Source organism: Pseudoalteromonas sp. APC 3893, from assembly GCF_030408095.1.
GTDB lineage: Bacteria > Pseudomonadota > Gammaproteobacteria > Enterobacterales > Alteromonadaceae > Pseudoalteromonas.
Genome location: NZ_JASDCD010000001.1, coordinates 236,625 through 252,184, shown reverse-complemented (window position 1 = coordinate 252,184; position 15,560 = coordinate 236,625). Strand labels below are relative to the sequence as shown.

Genomic DNA, 15,560 nt, shown 5'->3' with positions numbered 1-15,560 from the left:
AAGCGCTATAAAACCTAGGCTTATAGCGCTTTAACTGGTTTAAACTAAAGCCCTTGAAAACCTTGCCATGCTAATTGCAGCGCCAGTAACGTTAAAACCGCACGAAAAACAGCTTTAAATTTAGCCGCAGATATCCGCTGTAATAGCTTTAAACCAAGCCAAGTACCGAGCACACCACTTATTATCATGGCCGTCACCAGCGGCAACCACTGCCAAAAAGAAAACCCTACAAAGCCATACAAAATAGCTTTAAAAGTATGCTGCACACTCATACAAGCTGAAAAAGTAGCGGTATACCTTAATTTATCGTAATTGTTAACGTACAAACAACTGCCTACCAACGGGCCACTCGCACCAACAAACATCGATAAAAATGTGGTGACAGCACCCGCCATATAACGCCATAATTTTGAGGTTTCACGTAGCTTTGGTGTCACGCCCCATAGTAAATAAAGTACAAACCCCGCCACCACAATTTTCATCAACTCAAGTGGGATATGCGCCACAATCGACGACGCCGCAAATACTCCCAATACCCCACCCAATGAAAAATACACAAACATACTTTTATCAAGGTGCTTAAAAGTCAGCATAAACCTATTGGCATTAGACCCCAATTGCACTAACCCATGCACCGGAATCACAATACTCATCGGCAATAACGACGCCATCACCACCAATAACAACAACCCGCCACCAGCCCCAAAAGCCGCCGACACCATCGATGTAATGGCCGATAAAACAATCAGCCCAATAACGCTGAACGGCGTTAATAAATCACCGGCTAAAAATTCCATTTAACACAACTTAGCAATACAACAACATGCTAGCAAAGTTACCATGAGACAAAACAAGTTACGAGAGCCAAAAGAGCTAACAGTTATCCCCCCTTTGAATACATAACCGCTTTAAAACAGGCATAAAAAACCCGCAAACTTGATTACTCAAATTTGCGGGTTTTTTAGGGTTTTTAAATCAACGAATTTAAAAACCGATATTGGTGGAGCTTAGGGGAACTTCTCGACCGAAAAACCTCGATTGTTATAGGTAAATAATAAAAACAAGTACTTACTTTATAATCAAGGAATTAGTTACTTATGTTATCTAGTTGTATCTTGTGTTATCAAATGAACTTGGGCACAATGTGGACAAAAATTAAAGGGAAGTTAGATGCACGCAATCACACCATATCTTCTTCAATCGTTTCATAAACGAGAAAATAAAGAATCCATTTATCATAAATTATCGAGTGTTCACTCAAAAGACACTTTAGAAATAATATATACATTCATGAAAAAGTTTTCAGCTCATGTATACGATTATGCAGCAGATAAAAAAGTCTACTCTTTCAAAAATATAAAGTTTGATAAAAAAAATCGCACTGTTTCCGCTTTTTTTGTTACTGGGCAGTATGGTGTAAAAAGTGATATTTTAGATAAAACAACAGGTCAGATTCGTTTCCCCAAGACTGAATCTGATGCTGAAGTTTTAAAGCACTATATTCAATTCACAATACCAAGTAACTCAACTGATGGTATTGCACTATTTCACAAAAGCATGGGTGTAGGTATAAAATCACTATTTTGTGCAATATTTTTAGGCTACTTTAAGGAAGAAACAGAAGCCACATTACAATTTAAGCCCTACTCACACACTACAGCTATTACTGAATGGGTTGAAAATGCAAAAATTAAATCGTTTAATGTCAAAGGCTATAAAGGCAACTCTGATGTCACTAATGCGGTAAACTCCGTTGCTGAATGTAATATTGAATTCTCAGTAAGGCCAAAAAATAAAAAGAAAGGATTTGAAGCAACTTTTGGTAAACTTAAGGATTTAATGGGTTCAAATCCGGACCCCAAGCTTCAACAAATTGTAGCAGTTTTAAACACGCAAGGAGCTGAAGTTACTACAACTGCAAAATTAAATGGCGTTACCCGTTCATTTAATGTTGGCACTAACAGTAAGGGGACTTATTGTGATATTTTAATTAATGAAGATGGTGCAAAAGACGTTGAAATGATAGGTAATCAACCAGATTTTCTTTCAATTCAAAATTGGTCACTTTCTCTAACGAATGATATACTCAAAGGAGTTCATGGACGACAGGCTTTCCAGGTTATTGTGCCTTAGGAGGTATTATGAGTGACAAAATTAATGTTTCTGAAATAATAAAAGGACATTTTTCAACCCTTAAAAATTATCATACAGGGAAAATTTGTAAGTCGGATGTTTTTGTATTCATAGTTATTCCACTTCTAATAGCCATTGCAAACATGGTTTTTGGTATGTCCATAGGCAAAGAACTCAGAGCTGCCCTAATAAATTTCGGTGCTATTTTTTCTGCCCTTTTAATAAGCGTATTAGTACTTGTTTATGACCAAAAAAATAAACTTGCAACGAAACTAGAAAACAAATCTAAAGATAAAGAATCTTGTCAGGATAATCTACCAAACCTTAATGCACTTTCTACTACATTACATGAACTTTACAGCAATATTTGCTTTGCTATTTTAACGTCACTAATGCTTGTTGTTTTCTCGATGGTTCAGATTATATTAATTGATTTAAAAATTACTGTACTAAATTTATATTTGATTAATCCGTTAATAATTTTTTGTATTTGTACTATTATTCTAACAACGCTTATGATTATTAAACGCCTTCATAAGTTGCTCTCAGCTTTTGATAACATTGTAGATAAATGAATACTCTTTTCAAGGAAAGGATCTAAATGAGTAAGAATACAAAAAACATCAAAAAAAGTTTCCACACTAGCTTCGCAAACTTTGAAGGATAAAGACGCTTCGAAAATTGCAAAAAATTAGCAGCTTCTGCTTTATCACAATCTAGTTCATCTAACCAAACTGGTGCGGAAATGGAAAAGTTGCTTCAAAAGTTCTTAATAGCGAAAAATATAGTGATGACACAAAAGCCTTGGCTGCAAGTGTGCTATCGCAATCGAATAAAGAACGCTAACTAACCATCAATTTTGGTCCAAATTTTATAGCATCTTCTAGGTGACTTGGTGCAAAGTGTGCGTAAACCATGGTTTGTTCAATCTTTGTATGACCAAGAATCTGTTGTAGCACCAATATATTACCTCCGTTCATCATAAAGTGACTCGCAAAAGTATGCCTTAAAACATGGCTACACTGCCCTTTCGGTAAATTAATATCGGTTTTATTTACTGCACTTTCAAACGCCTTTCGACAATCTGCTATTAACTTTGTAACAAAGATACAATGTAGATCCCTACATTTTAAACTCAACAGCACTTACCTTACCCGATAACTCATCTTGTACTGATTGAAACAATTTAATTAGTGTTGAAGTTAAATACACCTGAAATTTTTCCAATGCTAAAGTGCGGTCAAATACATCAGTGGGTAAGAAGCGTTTCATCTCAGCTATAAATGCTTCACTCTTAACAAGCTCAGCTAGGCGCTCAATTAAATTAGCAAGCAACACATCATAGTGATCAAGTTTATAGTCTACGATCTTGCTTTTGACTAAATCCATTTTCAATGTAGCGCCTTGCTGCTGTAACCAAGCGAGGTCCCAAATATCTCGATGCCGAACATATTTTGTTGTAGCAGGTAGCGAAATAATTTTATCTGCCATCACTTCATCTAGCGTCTCTGTTAAGATCAGAGTATCGCTATAGCCATCCGGTAAAAAGTCATAATTTGCCTGCAGAGGTAACGGCTCCTTTGTATAAGCTGGGATATTTGCTATTTCAAGTTTAATTTTTTGTTTAGGTATATCTTTTCTTTCAGGAAAGGTAACAACTGCAATTTGCCACTTATCAATGTTTAATTCTGCATATTTTGGGTCTGTTTTTAACTCTTTTGGTTCTTTAACGCTTACTTCAAGTCCGTCCCTTTCGCCGATATATTTTTCAATACAAGATTTCATGTCAGCCAGCATCGTCGAGCTAAAATCTTTGCCACCAGCAAAATCTAAATCTTCGCTGAAACGATTGCCGCCATAACATAGCCGTAAACATGTACCTCCTTGAAAAGTTAACTTGTCCAGAAACCTCGCTTTTTCTAACGCAAATAAAATATCGTAATGTAGGAGCTCTTTTTCTATAACTGCGCGCATGTGCGAAACATTGTCACTTTGCATTGCTTGGTTTACTAACCTTGCGAAGTTCTGTTGATCAATTTTCATAACGTACGCTCCTCCAATTCATCTATATTAACCAAATGGGTATTGCGGCCAACACGTTTTAAATCTCTATAAGCGATTTGTTTGGTGGCTAATCTAAGCGGCCTATCAATTAGATTTGTACCTTCTAGAATGTCCATCGGTGCTCGTTTTGTATGGGTAAATTCAATGGTTCCAAACGGGGTTTTATATTCAGCCGAACGCCCTGTTGTCATTACCGTTAAACGATCAACTGGGATTTGCGAGATAGCTCCAAATTCAGACAGTGCAGATTCCAAACTAACGTAATTGTATTCACCACGTCTAATCGTTTTGGCAATCTGCTCTAACGTATCACTTCCCTTAGATTGCGCTAGAGTATATAAATACACGCCATTAATGATGCGCACAAGTAAGCCGTCATCTAGTAAACGCTTGATTCCCGCCCGCAAAGTTCGCTCGTTATCTTGATGGAAAATTTTCGAAAGATCTGAATTAGTAAAGATATAACGACCACGCTTATCGTATTCTGCAAGTTTTTTAATGGCCTCAGATTTCTTCAATATAAACCTCAAGTTATCATTAATAACACATAAAGATGTCATAATTGTAGACTTAACCGTTCACTTTAACAAGTCTACAAAAAACACATATTATAGTGTCATATTTGTATACTTAAATATCATGTTTGGGGAAAGCTTTGTTTTAGACAGGAAGAGCGTGTAGCGTGTAGCGTGTAGAGTTACTATTAAAATAGCCCCGCGGCTTACAATATCAAAGCTGATACATCGTAGAGAAGCATTACTCGTTTTATAAAAAACGCTTCTGTTTTACTGCGCTGTTTTTGTGCAGGCTGTTAGCGTTTAACCTGCCAATACCCTGTTTTCTTTGCGCCTATGCGGGTTATTAATCCTACGTCTTTTAAAACTGTTATGCGCCTTTCAATAGTACTTTGCGACTTGCCACATTTTGCAGCAAGCTGGACATTAGTGATATAGCGGTCTTGCTCAATAAACGCCAAAATGGTTTTATCAACGTCAGATAGTTTTAAACCCTCACTTAAACCCGCATTTAAACCTTCATTTTCTGACGTTTTCGCCTCAGTTATTGCAGCAAAAATCATTTGTAACATGAACTAAATAAATGGAGCGCTATCGGTTTACTGGGTACTTTGGCGAATAGCGAGGTAGTAGTCGTCTTGATGTTGATGCACCATACTTTCAACAGGAATATTAATAAACACGTCATCAATTAGGTTATTAAATTGAGCAGCGGTTAATAAAGTAACACTTTCAAACTTTATTTGTACAGCCAGCCCGTTGTTTATATAAATGAATTGCATAAAAAAACCCGCAAACTTGATTACTCAAATTTGCGGGTTTTTTAGGGTTTTTAAATCAACGAATTTAAAAACCGATATTGGTGGAGCTGGGGGGATTTGAACCCCCGTCCGAAAAGCCTCGACCGTCGGTACTACATGTTTAGTATTGTCATTTAATTAACCTTTAAGTCCCGGACAAACACGGTAAATAAAGGCGAGGCCGCTTAGTTTTAACGCTTCAACCCCGGCCAGGGTTTCCGTCGCGATCAGGTGTTAGGGTGACACTCCAGAATCCAGTCCACAAGAATACATGGAAGGAGCGCTAGCCAGCCTAAGCTGCTAGAGAGTAGTTATCGTCGTTTGCGATTACTTTAAATTGCGGCTTTTTTACGAGGCAAACCGCACCTCGACATGCACCTCGGGCTTCTTGAATTCCGTCGAATCCTAATCAGCCCCTGAATTAGTAAACTCATTCAGAGTGTGCAAGCAGTATAACTGACTAAGGTGCTGATACTCAAGACTCTTCAGTGCTTTATTTTATTAGCTCCCACTAAGTGGTGAATAATTAAACACAAAATGAGAATTATGCAAAGTTCCATAAAATAAAACAAACAATTACTTAACAAATTAGCATGACTGTGCTCAAATAGCGTACTAAACCACCATTTTGTATTACACATGTATAAAATACATAGAGTGGTAAAAATAAATAATAAGAACAGGCATATTCTAAAGGATGTTATAAATGTCGCTGTTTAATCATGACCCTCAAACTGGTTTTGTTGCGCTTGCTGAGCACCCAAAAAACAGCGGTTTCCCTGTTACTAGCTCACAGTTAATAGAATTATTAGAACAATCTCAGTACGCCGACTTTGAAGTAGTCAGTGCTAATATTGGCAAACTGTTTGCTCCAAGTAGTAATTATCAAGCTGATTCATTGATTATTGCGCGTGCGGTGGATGCCTCGTTACTCATTCAAATTGATGAAAAAAATATGGTTGCTGAAGCCACCTTAACCACAGCCCGAGGTGGTCAATTGATGTCTGTTGATGGTGCCCGTGACGCCCTACTCGAAGCGGGAGTTATTCAAGGGATCAGCCAACGTGCATTAGATAGCTTTTTAGGACAGCAATTTGAAAAACCCGCAGGGGCTTCGTATAGCGCGATTGTAGCTCATGGCCGCAGACCTAAAGAAGGTAGCGATGCTAAATTTGTTCGCTTATGTTCAACAGCACAAGACCGTGTTTTAAGTCCACAAGCAACAGAAGGCGGAAAAGTGGATATGCGCGACTTAGGCGCCATAATCACTGTAAACCCTGGTACCCCATTAATGCAGCGCATAGCGGCAACACAGGGTGAAGACGGCTACACTGTGTTTGGTGACACCATTGCTGCTTGCCCAGGTAAAGACCTTCCTCTACAGCCCTTCGAAGGAACTAAACTCGACCCTGATAACCCTAATATGCTTATTGCTGATAGTAAAGGTGTACCCGTTGCATTACCACGTGGCATGCGTGTTGATGACGTATTATGTTTTGATAACGTTGATATTGGTACTGGTCATGTTGATTTTGATGGCAGTGTCATTATCAGTGGCGATATAAAAGACGGTATGCGTGTACGCGCCAGCGGCGACGTTACTGTGTTAGGCTTTGTAGAGTCAGGCAACATAGAAAGTGCCAGTGCAGTCACCGTGCTGCTAGGGGCAATTGGCCGAAAACGTGAAGATGGTGATGAGTTTACATGTAAGATAAAAGCCGCAAGAACAATCTCATTAGGATACGCCCAATATTGTTTTATTGAGGGGCAACAAGATTTATTTATAGAGCGCCAAGCTCTCCACTGCGATTTAAGTGCGCGGCGGTTAATTAGAGTCGGTAAAGCGAATAACCCCAAGGGTAAAATTATTGGGGGTAGTATTTTAAATGCAATGCGTATTGAAACGGGTGAACTAGGTGCGCCTTCTGGTACTAAAACTAAGGTACACCTCGCCCAATATTGGCATGACTTACGACAAAAACAGATTCAAGTCTCTGACTTTGAAAAGCTACTGGCTACAAAAGCCGCATCACTTAAACAAGCGCGTAAAAAAAGCAGTTAAAATTCCCGCAGCCGATAAGCGACAGCTATTTTTAACTAAAATAGCGGCCAGTGAAGAACAAATAAATATAAGAATTGCGCATATTAAGCGTAAGAAGCATTTAATTAAAACCAAAATAGCGCAGCTTTTAGCAATCAGCCGAGTAAAAGTTAATGAGCTAATGCATCCAGGTGTGGAATTAAAAATAGCAAAAGACTCAAAAAACTTTTCCCGTATTTACCCGCCTCATTTAGTAAAAATGAGTGAAGGAAAAATTACTCAGTCGTTTTAGCGGCTGAGTCTTGCGTTGATACTTCAGTATCTAATTCGCCTTCACTTTCAGCTAGCGGCCAACCACCTAATTGCTGCCAACGATTCACAATTAAACAATATAACTCAGCTGTACGCTCTGTATCGTAAAGTGCTGAGTGAGCTTGTTTGTTATCAAACTCAATCCCCGCAGCACGGCACGCTTTAGCGAGTACTGTTTGACCAAGAGCAAGTCCAGCTAAAGAGGTTGTGTCAAAACTGACAAACGGATGAAAGGGTGTGCGCTTAATTTTATTACGCTCAATGGCTGCATTTAAAAAACCATGATCAAATGCCGCATTATGTGCCACCACGACAGAGCGCTGACAGCCTGCTGCTTTTTGCGCTTTACGTACAGCTTTGCAGACTTCTTTTATTGCTTCGTCTTCAGGTACTGCGCCACGAAGTGGCGAAAAAGGATCAATACCGTTAAATTCAATAGCAGCTTGTTCAATATTGGCACCTTCGAATGGCTGCACATGAAAATGAACCGTGTGATCAATACTTAACAAGCCTTCGTCATCCATTTTTAAAATAGAGACCGCAATTTCTAATAGCGCATCAGTTTCTTTATTAAAGCCCGCAGTTTCAACGTCAATAACAACAGGAAAAAAGCCACGAAAGCGTTTTGCGAAAAGTGTTTGTTCAGTATTTGCCATAGTCTTCTTGGTTTATGGATGTAAGCCTTCTATTATGACAAAGTTGATGCCCTCTAGGCTAGGGGTTAAGGGATTTATTACACGATAAATTATAGGCATGTATATTGCTTATGTATGAATTAGGTTTATACATTAATTAAGCCCGTAGCCTTGAAAACCTACTTATTTGAATTAAATAAGCTCTTAAGCTGGTGCATTGAGCCAAAATTTTGGCACGTTAAAGCAAATAGAAAGTTAATATTGTTGGAGAACTCTACTGTGAAGTTATCATCCTTATCTTTTGGTATCACAACAATTGCCCTACTATCGAGTAGCTTGGCAGATGCTGCGATGCGCCAATACAGTGCAGATGCCGATACCTCACAATGGGAAGTAGTAAAAACCACTCGCTTACAATGTCAGTTAAATCATGAAGTTCCTTACTACGGCGAAGCCATATTTAGCACCACGGCGAGTAAGAACAAAGATGTTTTATTTAACTTAGATATGGTGGTTAGGCCAGATAATTACAGCATCGCAGGACTAAAAGCGGTGCCACCCTCTTGGCGGGCTGGTCTTGCTGCGCGTGATATAGCAAACATGAAGTTATTGCGAAAATTTGACGGTGAACTTGGCAATAAAACAGCATGGGAAATGCTCACGGAGCTAGAGAAAGGTTACTACCCTACTTTTTATTATCAAGACTGGCAAAATAGTGCCGACAAAATTGCCGTCGGTCTATCAAGTATTAATTTTAAACAAGCTTACTGGGCTTTTTTGCAATGTCGTGATGAGTTACTCCCATACAGCTTTGAAGATATTTCATTTACGGTGATGAATTATCAACCTAATACCAGCACACTAACTAAATCATCACAACAGCGCTTAGATAAAATAGCGGAGTATTTAAAACACGATACCAGTATCGCTTCAATTTCTATCGATTCATACACTGATAGCTATGGTGGGCGCTGGAACAATTTAGAATTATCTAAAAAGCGCGCCAAAGCCATTAAAGATTATATGGTCAGTTTAGGTATTGATGAGTCAAAAGTTGAAACACAAGGCTTTGGTGAAAAGCGCCATGTTGCAACAAATGACAATATTTTAGGCCGAGATAAAAACCGCCGTTTAGTGATCCAAATAGCAAAAATGTAATGTTAACTTTTAAGAGGTTTGTTTTTTAACTTACCTCTTTTGCTAAACCACCCTTCGCCAAATTGAAATACCGCTAAACTTAATAATATTATTACAGCTCCCATAATGAGTTGCAGATCTACAGGTTCGTTGTTTAACCATGCCCCTAGAGCAATAGCGAAGCTAGGTGTGATGAGCGTGGTTAAAGCAACCGTGCTTGCTGCTAACTTTTGTAGAACATGAAAATAAGCAAGTGCGCCGATTAACGAGCCAAACACCCCTAAATAGACTATTGACCATAGTGACTTAGCCGACCAAAGCGCACTATTGAGTTCACCATCAAGCAACCACCAAGTAATAAAGAATAAGGGGGTTACAAATATCAGGGCACCAAATGTTGTGGCCATTGGATGTATCGCAATTTTAACGCGCTTGATCATGACACCACTTAAACTAAAAAAGCAGACGGCCAATAGTACATATAGCAGCCCTTGCATTTGCATTAGTGAACCTTGAATATGCCTTTGGCTGACCAAGTACAAACCTATTAATGCAAAAGCCAATGCAATAAGTTTTATCGCGCTGAACTTAGGTTCGTTTAATAACCGCTGAGCCAGCAAACCAGATAAAATAGGTGCTAAGCCAAAAGTTAATGAGATTAACCCTGACGGCACCGTTTTAGCTGCCATATAACTAAGTAGCATGCCACCATAAATACCAATACTAGAGTAACCATATAAAAAACAAGCCCGACGATGCCAGGGAATACGCACATTTGCAATCGATACGACAAACGCCGCTAACACCAAGCCAATAAGCATGCGCATCAGCACAGCAAGGGTTGGAGCAACTGTTTCACTGCTAAATACGATGCCTAGCGGTGTTGTTGACCATATCAACACCATAAACAAATAAGATACTTTGACGTTCACCCGGCTATTCCTTTATGGAAGCGGTACAACACAGAAGAGAAAAAGAGGATTCTAACCGCGTTATACCGCGGTTAAAATAAAAACTATATTTTACCGCGACCCATACATGAGCGCATCACTGATAGAGTCAGCCATGGGCACAAAATTGAAGGTACTCGGTTAGTTAGTTGCATTTAATTATCTACTAAAAATCTGAAAAATAAGGATATACCTATAGAAATAGCAGACTTGGTTTATAAGTCAACATAAATTAGGTTTCAGTGAATAAATTAAGCACTGTATTACGCATGTAAATCATAAGTTACATTTAATTTCTTTGATTTATAACAAAACTATTTAAGTTTGTGCCAACTAGTTATATCTTGCTTGCCTCTCACGAAGTTTCAAGGGTAAAAGAGTGCTTAAAAATAAAACAATAGGCAGCATGTTAATTGTTGCAGGTACCACCATAGGCGCAGGGATGTTGGCGCTACCTATTGCAAGTGCAGGACTTGGGTTTACTACCGCCCTTACATTGATAGTCGCTACATGGTTATTAATGACATACACCGCATTACTTATGCTCGAGTTACATCAGCATGCCGAGCGCGATGCAACATTAAATACGTTAGCAAAATCATGGCTGGGGAAGCGTGGCCAATACGTGGCTAATTTTTCTGTGATGTTTTTATTCTACGCATTATGCGCTGCATATATCGCAGGGGGTGGTGCTCAATTACAAGAAAAGATAAATTCTGGGCTAAACTTAGATCTAGCACCACAAATTGGCTCTATTATTATTGCTGTTGTTATTGGCACCGTGGTCACCCTTGGCACAAGTAAGGTCGATAAACTTAATCGGGTGTTATTTAGTATTAAAATAATTGTACTTGCGAGCTTGTTTTACATGCTGACGCCTTATGTTCATGGCCAGCATTTACTTGAAATGCCCATCGAACAAGGGCTTATTTTATCAGCCATTCCGGTTGTATTTACCTCTTTTGGTTTTCATGGCTCCATTCCTTCTATTGTTAAATACGTTGGATTGGATATTAAAACACTGCGCCGCGTTATGATCGCAGGTGCTGCACTACCACTCGTTATTTATATTTTTTGGCAACTAATTAGCCAAGGTATGATGAGTCAAGCTGAGCTTTTAACCAGCACGGGTTTACCCGGTTTTGTAACGAGCATGGCCAATATTGCCAATAATTCAGCGGTTTCAACGGCCGTTAATTTATTTGCCGATTTAGCCTTAGCCACTTCGTTTTTAGGGGTAAGTTTAGGCTTGTTCGATTTTTTTGCTGATGCATTTAAAAAAGGCGATGGAAGTAAAGACCGTATTAAAACCGCCTTAATCACTTTTATTCCGCCGTTAGGCTTTGCCCTTTTCTACCCGCAGGGCTTTATCATGGCGCTTGGCTACGCAGCGATAGCACTCGTCATTTTGGCCGTATTTTTACCCGTCGCCATGGTATACCAACAACGCAAAAGCGAATATGCTGGCTACAATGTTAAAGGAGGTAACATAGGACTTGCGATTGCAGGGCTATGCGGTGTGTTAATAATAAGCGCACAAGGCCTGCAAATGGCTGGTTTAATTCCTGCTATTGGTTAACTGGCTAACTGGCTAACTGCAAATATTTATACTTTCCTATAACAACAAAAAAGGCACATTGAGTGCCTTTTTTGTCAATAAAATACAAGTCTCGCTTATTTAAGTTTAGTACTAAGCCTTTCAAATAACGCTGGTAGCTCTCTTTCTGCAATAGGGGGGCTATAATAGTAACCTTGCACAATGAAGCAGTTATTGTTCTGTAAAAACTCAACCTGCTCAACCGTTTCTACTCCTTCGGCAACAACATCTAATTTAAGCTTTTGCGCCATCGCAATGATTGCTGCGGTAATTTCCATATCATTGGAGTCATCTGGAATATCTTTTACAAATGAACGGTCAACTTTTAATATATCAACAGGGAAACGTTTCAAGTAACTCAATGACGAATAACCCGTACCAAAATCATCAATAGATATAGAAATACCCAAGTCTTTAAGTTGATGAAGTTGTAATATCGCAGCTTCAACATTGCCCATTAGCATGCTTTCGGTTAGTTCTAAGTGCAGGCGTTTAGCTGGGACTTGTGTTTTCTCAATAATAGAGGCAAGTAGTGGTACTAGGTTAGCGTCTTTAAATTGGCGCGCAGAGAGGTTGATAGAAATATTATTTTCACGTTCTTGTCTGGCTAACCTTGCAGCAAATTCACAGGCTTCCTGTAGCACCCATGCACCAAGCCCAACAATTAAGCCTGTTGCTTCAGCAATAGGGATAAACTTAGTCGGCGGGATCATACCTTCGGTTGGGTGAAACCAACGAATTAGTGCTTCGTAGCCCGTAACTTGTTGCGTTCTACAATCTACCTGTGGTTGATAGTAAAGCACAAACTGACGCTCTTTAATCGCTAAACGTAGTTCATTTTCAATAAATAAACGTTCATTAGCAGCAGCGTTAAGCTCTTGGCTATAGAAGTGAAAAGTATTCCGCCCTTTTGCTTTCGCCTCATACATTGCTAAATCAGCATGTTTTAATAGCTGATCTTCTTCTTGACTATCGTATGGTGCCATTGTAATTCCGATACTGGCACTTATAATCACTTCATTATTGCCTAGCATAATAGGCTCATTTAGTGTTCTTTGTATTGTATTGGCCACCTCTGTGGCATGCTCTTGTTGTTCAATGCCACTGAGTAGCACGGCAAATTCGTCGCCGCCCAAACGGGCTATTGTATCTTCAGCACGCAAGCGTTTTTTCAACCGGTTTGCCACTTCAACGAGCAATTGATCACCAGCATCGTGGCCTAGTGTATCGTTTATCCGTTTAAACTCGTCTAAATCAAAATAAAATAATGCAAATGCATAATGTCCGCGCTCAGCAAGTGCCATTGATTTGCGCAACTGCATTCTAAAGAAGGTACGATTTGCCAGTCCGGTCAAAGTATCAAAGTATGCCAATTGCTCCATTTTGCGCTGGCTTTCTTTTACGAACGAAATATCTTGAGCAGATGCCACATAACTGGTGATCTCCCCGCCCTCTTCACGAATAGGTGAAATACTCAATGAAACCCAGATAGGCGCTTTATCTAACCCTTGTATTAAGGTATCACCGCGCCAATAATTTCGGCTGCGTAGATCTATATCTATGTCATCCACCAAAATAGCCATTTCATCAGCAATAATGCTTAACAGTGGCGACTGCATAAAGTGCTTTTCGCTAAATTTGGTCATTTCTAGCATTTTTGGATTAACGTACTCAATCACAAAATTATGATCGGTTATCACTACCCCAGTGCCAGAGAACGCCACGGCTTTTGAAAGTCTATTTGCGGCTTTTTCTGCGATTTCTTTTTCAGTGATCCGTTGATTTAAACCATCAATAAGTTTACGTATCTCCACTGCCATATCACGAAAGGAACCATTTAAAGTACCTATTTCGTCTTTATTTTCTTTTGGAAATTCAATTTGTAAGTGTCCTTTACCAAAACTCGTGACTGCATGCACTAAAGAGTGGATTCGGCGTAAGACAAGTTGATACAAAGCTTGGTGCAATAACAAAGCGACTAAAATGGCATATAAAATAAATAAGCCAAAAAACTTTACTTTAAGTTCTTGCAACGCAGATAACGCCGAAGAACGCTTTTTATAAATACCGATATACCAATCTAAGTGCTCAACTTTACGGATATTAATAATGTGAGTTTCACCATCTTGAATAAATGAATCAGCATTTTTTGGCAGTTTCATTTTAATCGTTTGATTTATAAGCTGTTGTAAATCTGTATTAACAAAATCACTGGTGCGTAGGGGTTTACCAGCTTGGCCATATTGTTCGTACTGATTTTTGGTCAACTTTGGATGCGCAAGTAGTTGGCCTTTACTGTCAAATACAAACAAGTGCTGATCGTTATCACCTACGGGGAGTTGCGATATTAATGTTTCAAGAGCCAGATCACTGCCTGTAACACCAAAAAACTCATTATTAATATAAATTGGCACCAATACACTAATAACCCATTTATGCCAAATTTGATCATAATAAACTTGTGACCATACAGCTTCGCGCGTTGGGTTTAGTGCTTCTTTAGCGTAGTTAAAACTGCTGCCATCAGTAAACTGGTGCTCACTGGCAACATTAAGTGCCCAATTAGGTGGCGCAATACGGATAAAATTATCTTTTGAGATCAGATAAAAGTTAAAAAAATCTTGGATCAAAGTGGGGGAAACTATTTTCCATAATGACTCAGAATCATTAATTAGTTTTTTATAAAACGGAGTGAACTCTTGCTGCGGTAAAAAAGCTGCTGACAACCCGTCTTCTGACGCGCTACGAATACTGCCATCTGCATCAAAACTCAATTTAGCATTTTGGCTACTTGCCAATTGAGAAGAATTATAGAAAAGTTGACTCGATACAACTGTATTCGCTTGCTCTGCAATATTAACCTTTGTTTTCACTAGGTTATTAAATTGCTGGTTCAAACGTTCGCTAGATAGCTTCAGCACTTCGTGTTCTTCAAACACGAGTTGTTTTTCTTCAGATTTAAGCATTAGTGCAGCCGCACAAATGCCAGCGATCAAACAAATCGCTGAAATTAACAGCGACAGTTTCATACTTAATGAATTAACACCAAAACGTGATGGTGGGCGTCTATACACCACAAGCCAACCTTATTTATTAATAATTGTTATTATTTGAATCGACACTCAGAAATATACCAGATCCCTATTTAGATTTATAAATTTTTTGTAAATATTCATAAAAAAACTCAATTCTACGAATAAACGAGTTCAATTGCCCGATTAAAGACAATAGAGTGTTGACTTTATAGCCTAGTCTCCATACATTTAAAGCATGAACATAAAATTCTCGCTTTTCACATTTTCTTTTTTTAGCTTCTTTATCAAATAGAAGAGGCTTACCTGTTTGCGAGATTAAATCAACCGAATAGCAAAGCCTC

The 15,560-nt window shown here is 38.8% G+C and carries 13 protein-coding genes, 1 other RNA gene and 1 pseudogene; 5 read left to right on the top strand and 10 right to left on the bottom strand.

Annotated features, from left to right (window positions below; translation table 11 throughout):
- Positions 1-44: 44 nt before the first annotated feature.
- The gene (locus QMA12_RS01115; protein WP_290210838.1) at positions 45-797 is read right to left on the bottom strand and encodes a sulfite exporter TauE/SafE family protein; all 753 of its coding nucleotides are present in this window, start codon (positions 795-797) and stop codon (positions 45-47) included.
- A gap of 373 nt (positions 798-1,170) precedes the next feature.
- On the opposite strand from QMA12_RS01115, the gene QMA12_RS01110 reads away from it, so the two are divergent.
- Positions 1,171-2,133, top strand: a complete 963-nt coding sequence (locus QMA12_RS01110) for a hypothetical protein (RefSeq protein ID WP_290210837.1) — start codon at positions 1,171-1,173, stop codon at positions 2,131-2,133.
- An 8-nt stretch (positions 2,134-2,141) separates the two neighbouring features.
- The gene (locus tag QMA12_RS01105; protein WP_290210836.1) at positions 2,142-2,708 is read left to right on the top strand and encodes a hypothetical protein; all 567 of its coding nucleotides are present in this window, start codon (positions 2,142-2,144) and stop codon (positions 2,706-2,708) included.
- A 267-nt stretch (positions 2,709-2,975) separates the two neighbouring features.
- Here the strand turns inward: QMA12_RS01105 and QMA12_RS01100 are convergent, their stop codons facing one another.
- The 6 genes from QMA12_RS01100 to ssrA form a co-directional block, all read right to left on the bottom strand.
- Positions 2,976-3,278, bottom strand: a complete 303-nt coding sequence (locus QMA12_RS01100) for a tyrosine-type recombinase/integrase (protein ID WP_290210835.1) — start codon at positions 3,276-3,278, stop codon at positions 2,976-2,978.
- On the bottom strand, positions 3,256-4,176 hold the full coding sequence (locus tag QMA12_RS01095; RefSeq protein WP_290210834.1) for a nucleotidyl transferase AbiEii/AbiGii toxin family protein: 921 nt from the start codon (positions 4,174-4,176) through the stop codon (positions 3,256-3,258). Before QMA12_RS01095 ends, QMA12_RS01100 begins: the two co-directional genes overlap by 23 nt.
- Entirely contained in the window at positions 4,173-4,715 is a 543-nt protein-coding gene (locus tag QMA12_RS01090; protein WP_087532107.1) for a DUF6088 family protein, read from the bottom strand. Before QMA12_RS01090 ends, QMA12_RS01095 begins: the two co-directional genes overlap by 4 nt.
- 293 nt (positions 4,716-5,008) lie before the next feature.
- Entirely contained in the window at positions 5,009-5,284 is a 276-nt protein-coding gene (locus tag QMA12_RS01085) for a winged helix-turn-helix transcriptional regulator (RefSeq protein WP_290210833.1), read from the bottom strand.
- A 27-nt stretch (positions 5,285-5,311) separates the two neighbouring features.
- Positions 5,312-5,494 (bottom strand): hypothetical protein, encoded by a 183-nt coding sequence (locus tag QMA12_RS01080; protein ID WP_290210832.1) that lies wholly within the window; start codon positions 5,492-5,494, stop codon positions 5,312-5,314.
- A gap of 78 nt (positions 5,495-5,572) precedes the next feature.
- Positions 5,573-5,929: a transfer-messenger RNA gene (gene ssrA, locus QMA12_RS01075) on the bottom strand.
- A gap of 289 nt (positions 5,930-6,218) precedes the next feature.
- On the opposite strand from ssrA, the pseudogene QMA12_RS01070 reads away from it, so the two are divergent.
- Positions 6,219-7,845 (top strand): annotated as a pseudogene (locus QMA12_RS01070) (FapA family protein).
- On the opposite strand, the gene rnt reads toward QMA12_RS01070, so the two are convergent.
- Positions 7,829-8,521, bottom strand: coding sequence for a ribonuclease T (gene rnt, locus QMA12_RS01065; RefSeq protein ID WP_290210831.1), 693 nt, complete (start codon positions 8,519-8,521; stop codon positions 7,829-7,831). The pseudogene QMA12_RS01070 and the gene rnt overlap by 17 nt on opposite strands.
- 285 nt (positions 8,522-8,806) lie before the next feature.
- Between rnt and QMA12_RS01060 the strand changes: the two genes are divergently transcribed.
- The gene (locus tag QMA12_RS01060; protein WP_254911172.1) at positions 8,807-9,658 is read left to right on the top strand and encodes an OmpA family protein; all 852 of its coding nucleotides are present in this window, start codon (positions 8,807-8,809) and stop codon (positions 9,656-9,658) included.
- Between the two features lie 2 nt (positions 9,659-9,660).
- Here QMA12_RS01060 and QMA12_RS01055 read toward each other — a convergent pair whose 3' ends face one another.
- Complete coding sequence (locus QMA12_RS01055; RefSeq protein WP_290210830.1) at positions 9,661-10,569, bottom strand: DMT family transporter; 909 nt, start codon at positions 10,567-10,569, stop codon at positions 9,661-9,663.
- A 397-nt stretch (positions 10,570-10,966) separates the two neighbouring features.
- Here QMA12_RS01055 and QMA12_RS01050 point away from each other — a divergent pair, with 397 nt between their 5' ends.
- Positions 10,967-12,166 carry an aromatic amino acid transport family protein gene (locus QMA12_RS01050; protein WP_290210829.1) on the top strand — a complete coding sequence of 400 codons (1,200 nt, stop codon included), beginning with the start codon at positions 10,967-10,969 and terminating at the stop codon, positions 12,164-12,166.
- A 95-nt stretch (positions 12,167-12,261) separates the two neighbouring features.
- Here the strand turns inward: QMA12_RS01050 and QMA12_RS01045 are convergent, their stop codons facing one another.
- Positions 12,262-15,261: an EAL domain-containing protein gene (locus QMA12_RS01045; protein ID WP_290210828.1), complete on the bottom strand. Its 3,000-nt coding sequence runs from the start codon at positions 15,259-15,261 to the stop codon at positions 12,262-12,264.
- Between the last annotated feature and the right edge of the window lie 299 nt (positions 15,262-15,560).

What these genes read in the sequence shown, in the direction of transcription:
- QMA12_RS01080 (WP_290210832.1), bottom strand. Translation starts at nt 5,494, where the DNA reads ATGCAATTCATTTATATAAACAACGGGCTGGCTGTACAAATAAAGTTT.
- QMA12_RS01105 (WP_290210836.1), top strand. Translation starts at nt 2,142, where the DNA reads ATGAGTGACAAAATTAATGTTTCTGAAATAATAAAAGGACATTTTTCA.
- QMA12_RS01095 (WP_290210834.1), bottom strand. Translation starts at nt 4,176, where the DNA reads ATGAAAATTGATCAACAGAACTTCGCAAGGTTAGTAAACCAAGCAATG.
- QMA12_RS01115 (WP_290210838.1), bottom strand. Translation starts at nt 797, where the DNA reads ATGGAATTTTTAGCCGGTGATTTATTAACGCCGTTCAGCGTTATTGGG.
- QMA12_RS01110 (WP_290210837.1), top strand. Translation starts at nt 1,171, where the DNA reads ATGCACGCAATCACACCATATCTTCTTCAATCGTTTCATAAACGAGAA.
- rnt (WP_290210831.1), bottom strand. Translation starts at nt 8,521, where the DNA reads ATGGCAAATACTGAACAAACACTTTTCGCAAAACGCTTTCGTGGCTTT.
- QMA12_RS01085 (WP_290210833.1), bottom strand. Translation starts at nt 5,284, where the DNA reads ATGTTACAAATGATTTTTGCTGCAATAACTGAGGCGAAAACGTCAGAA.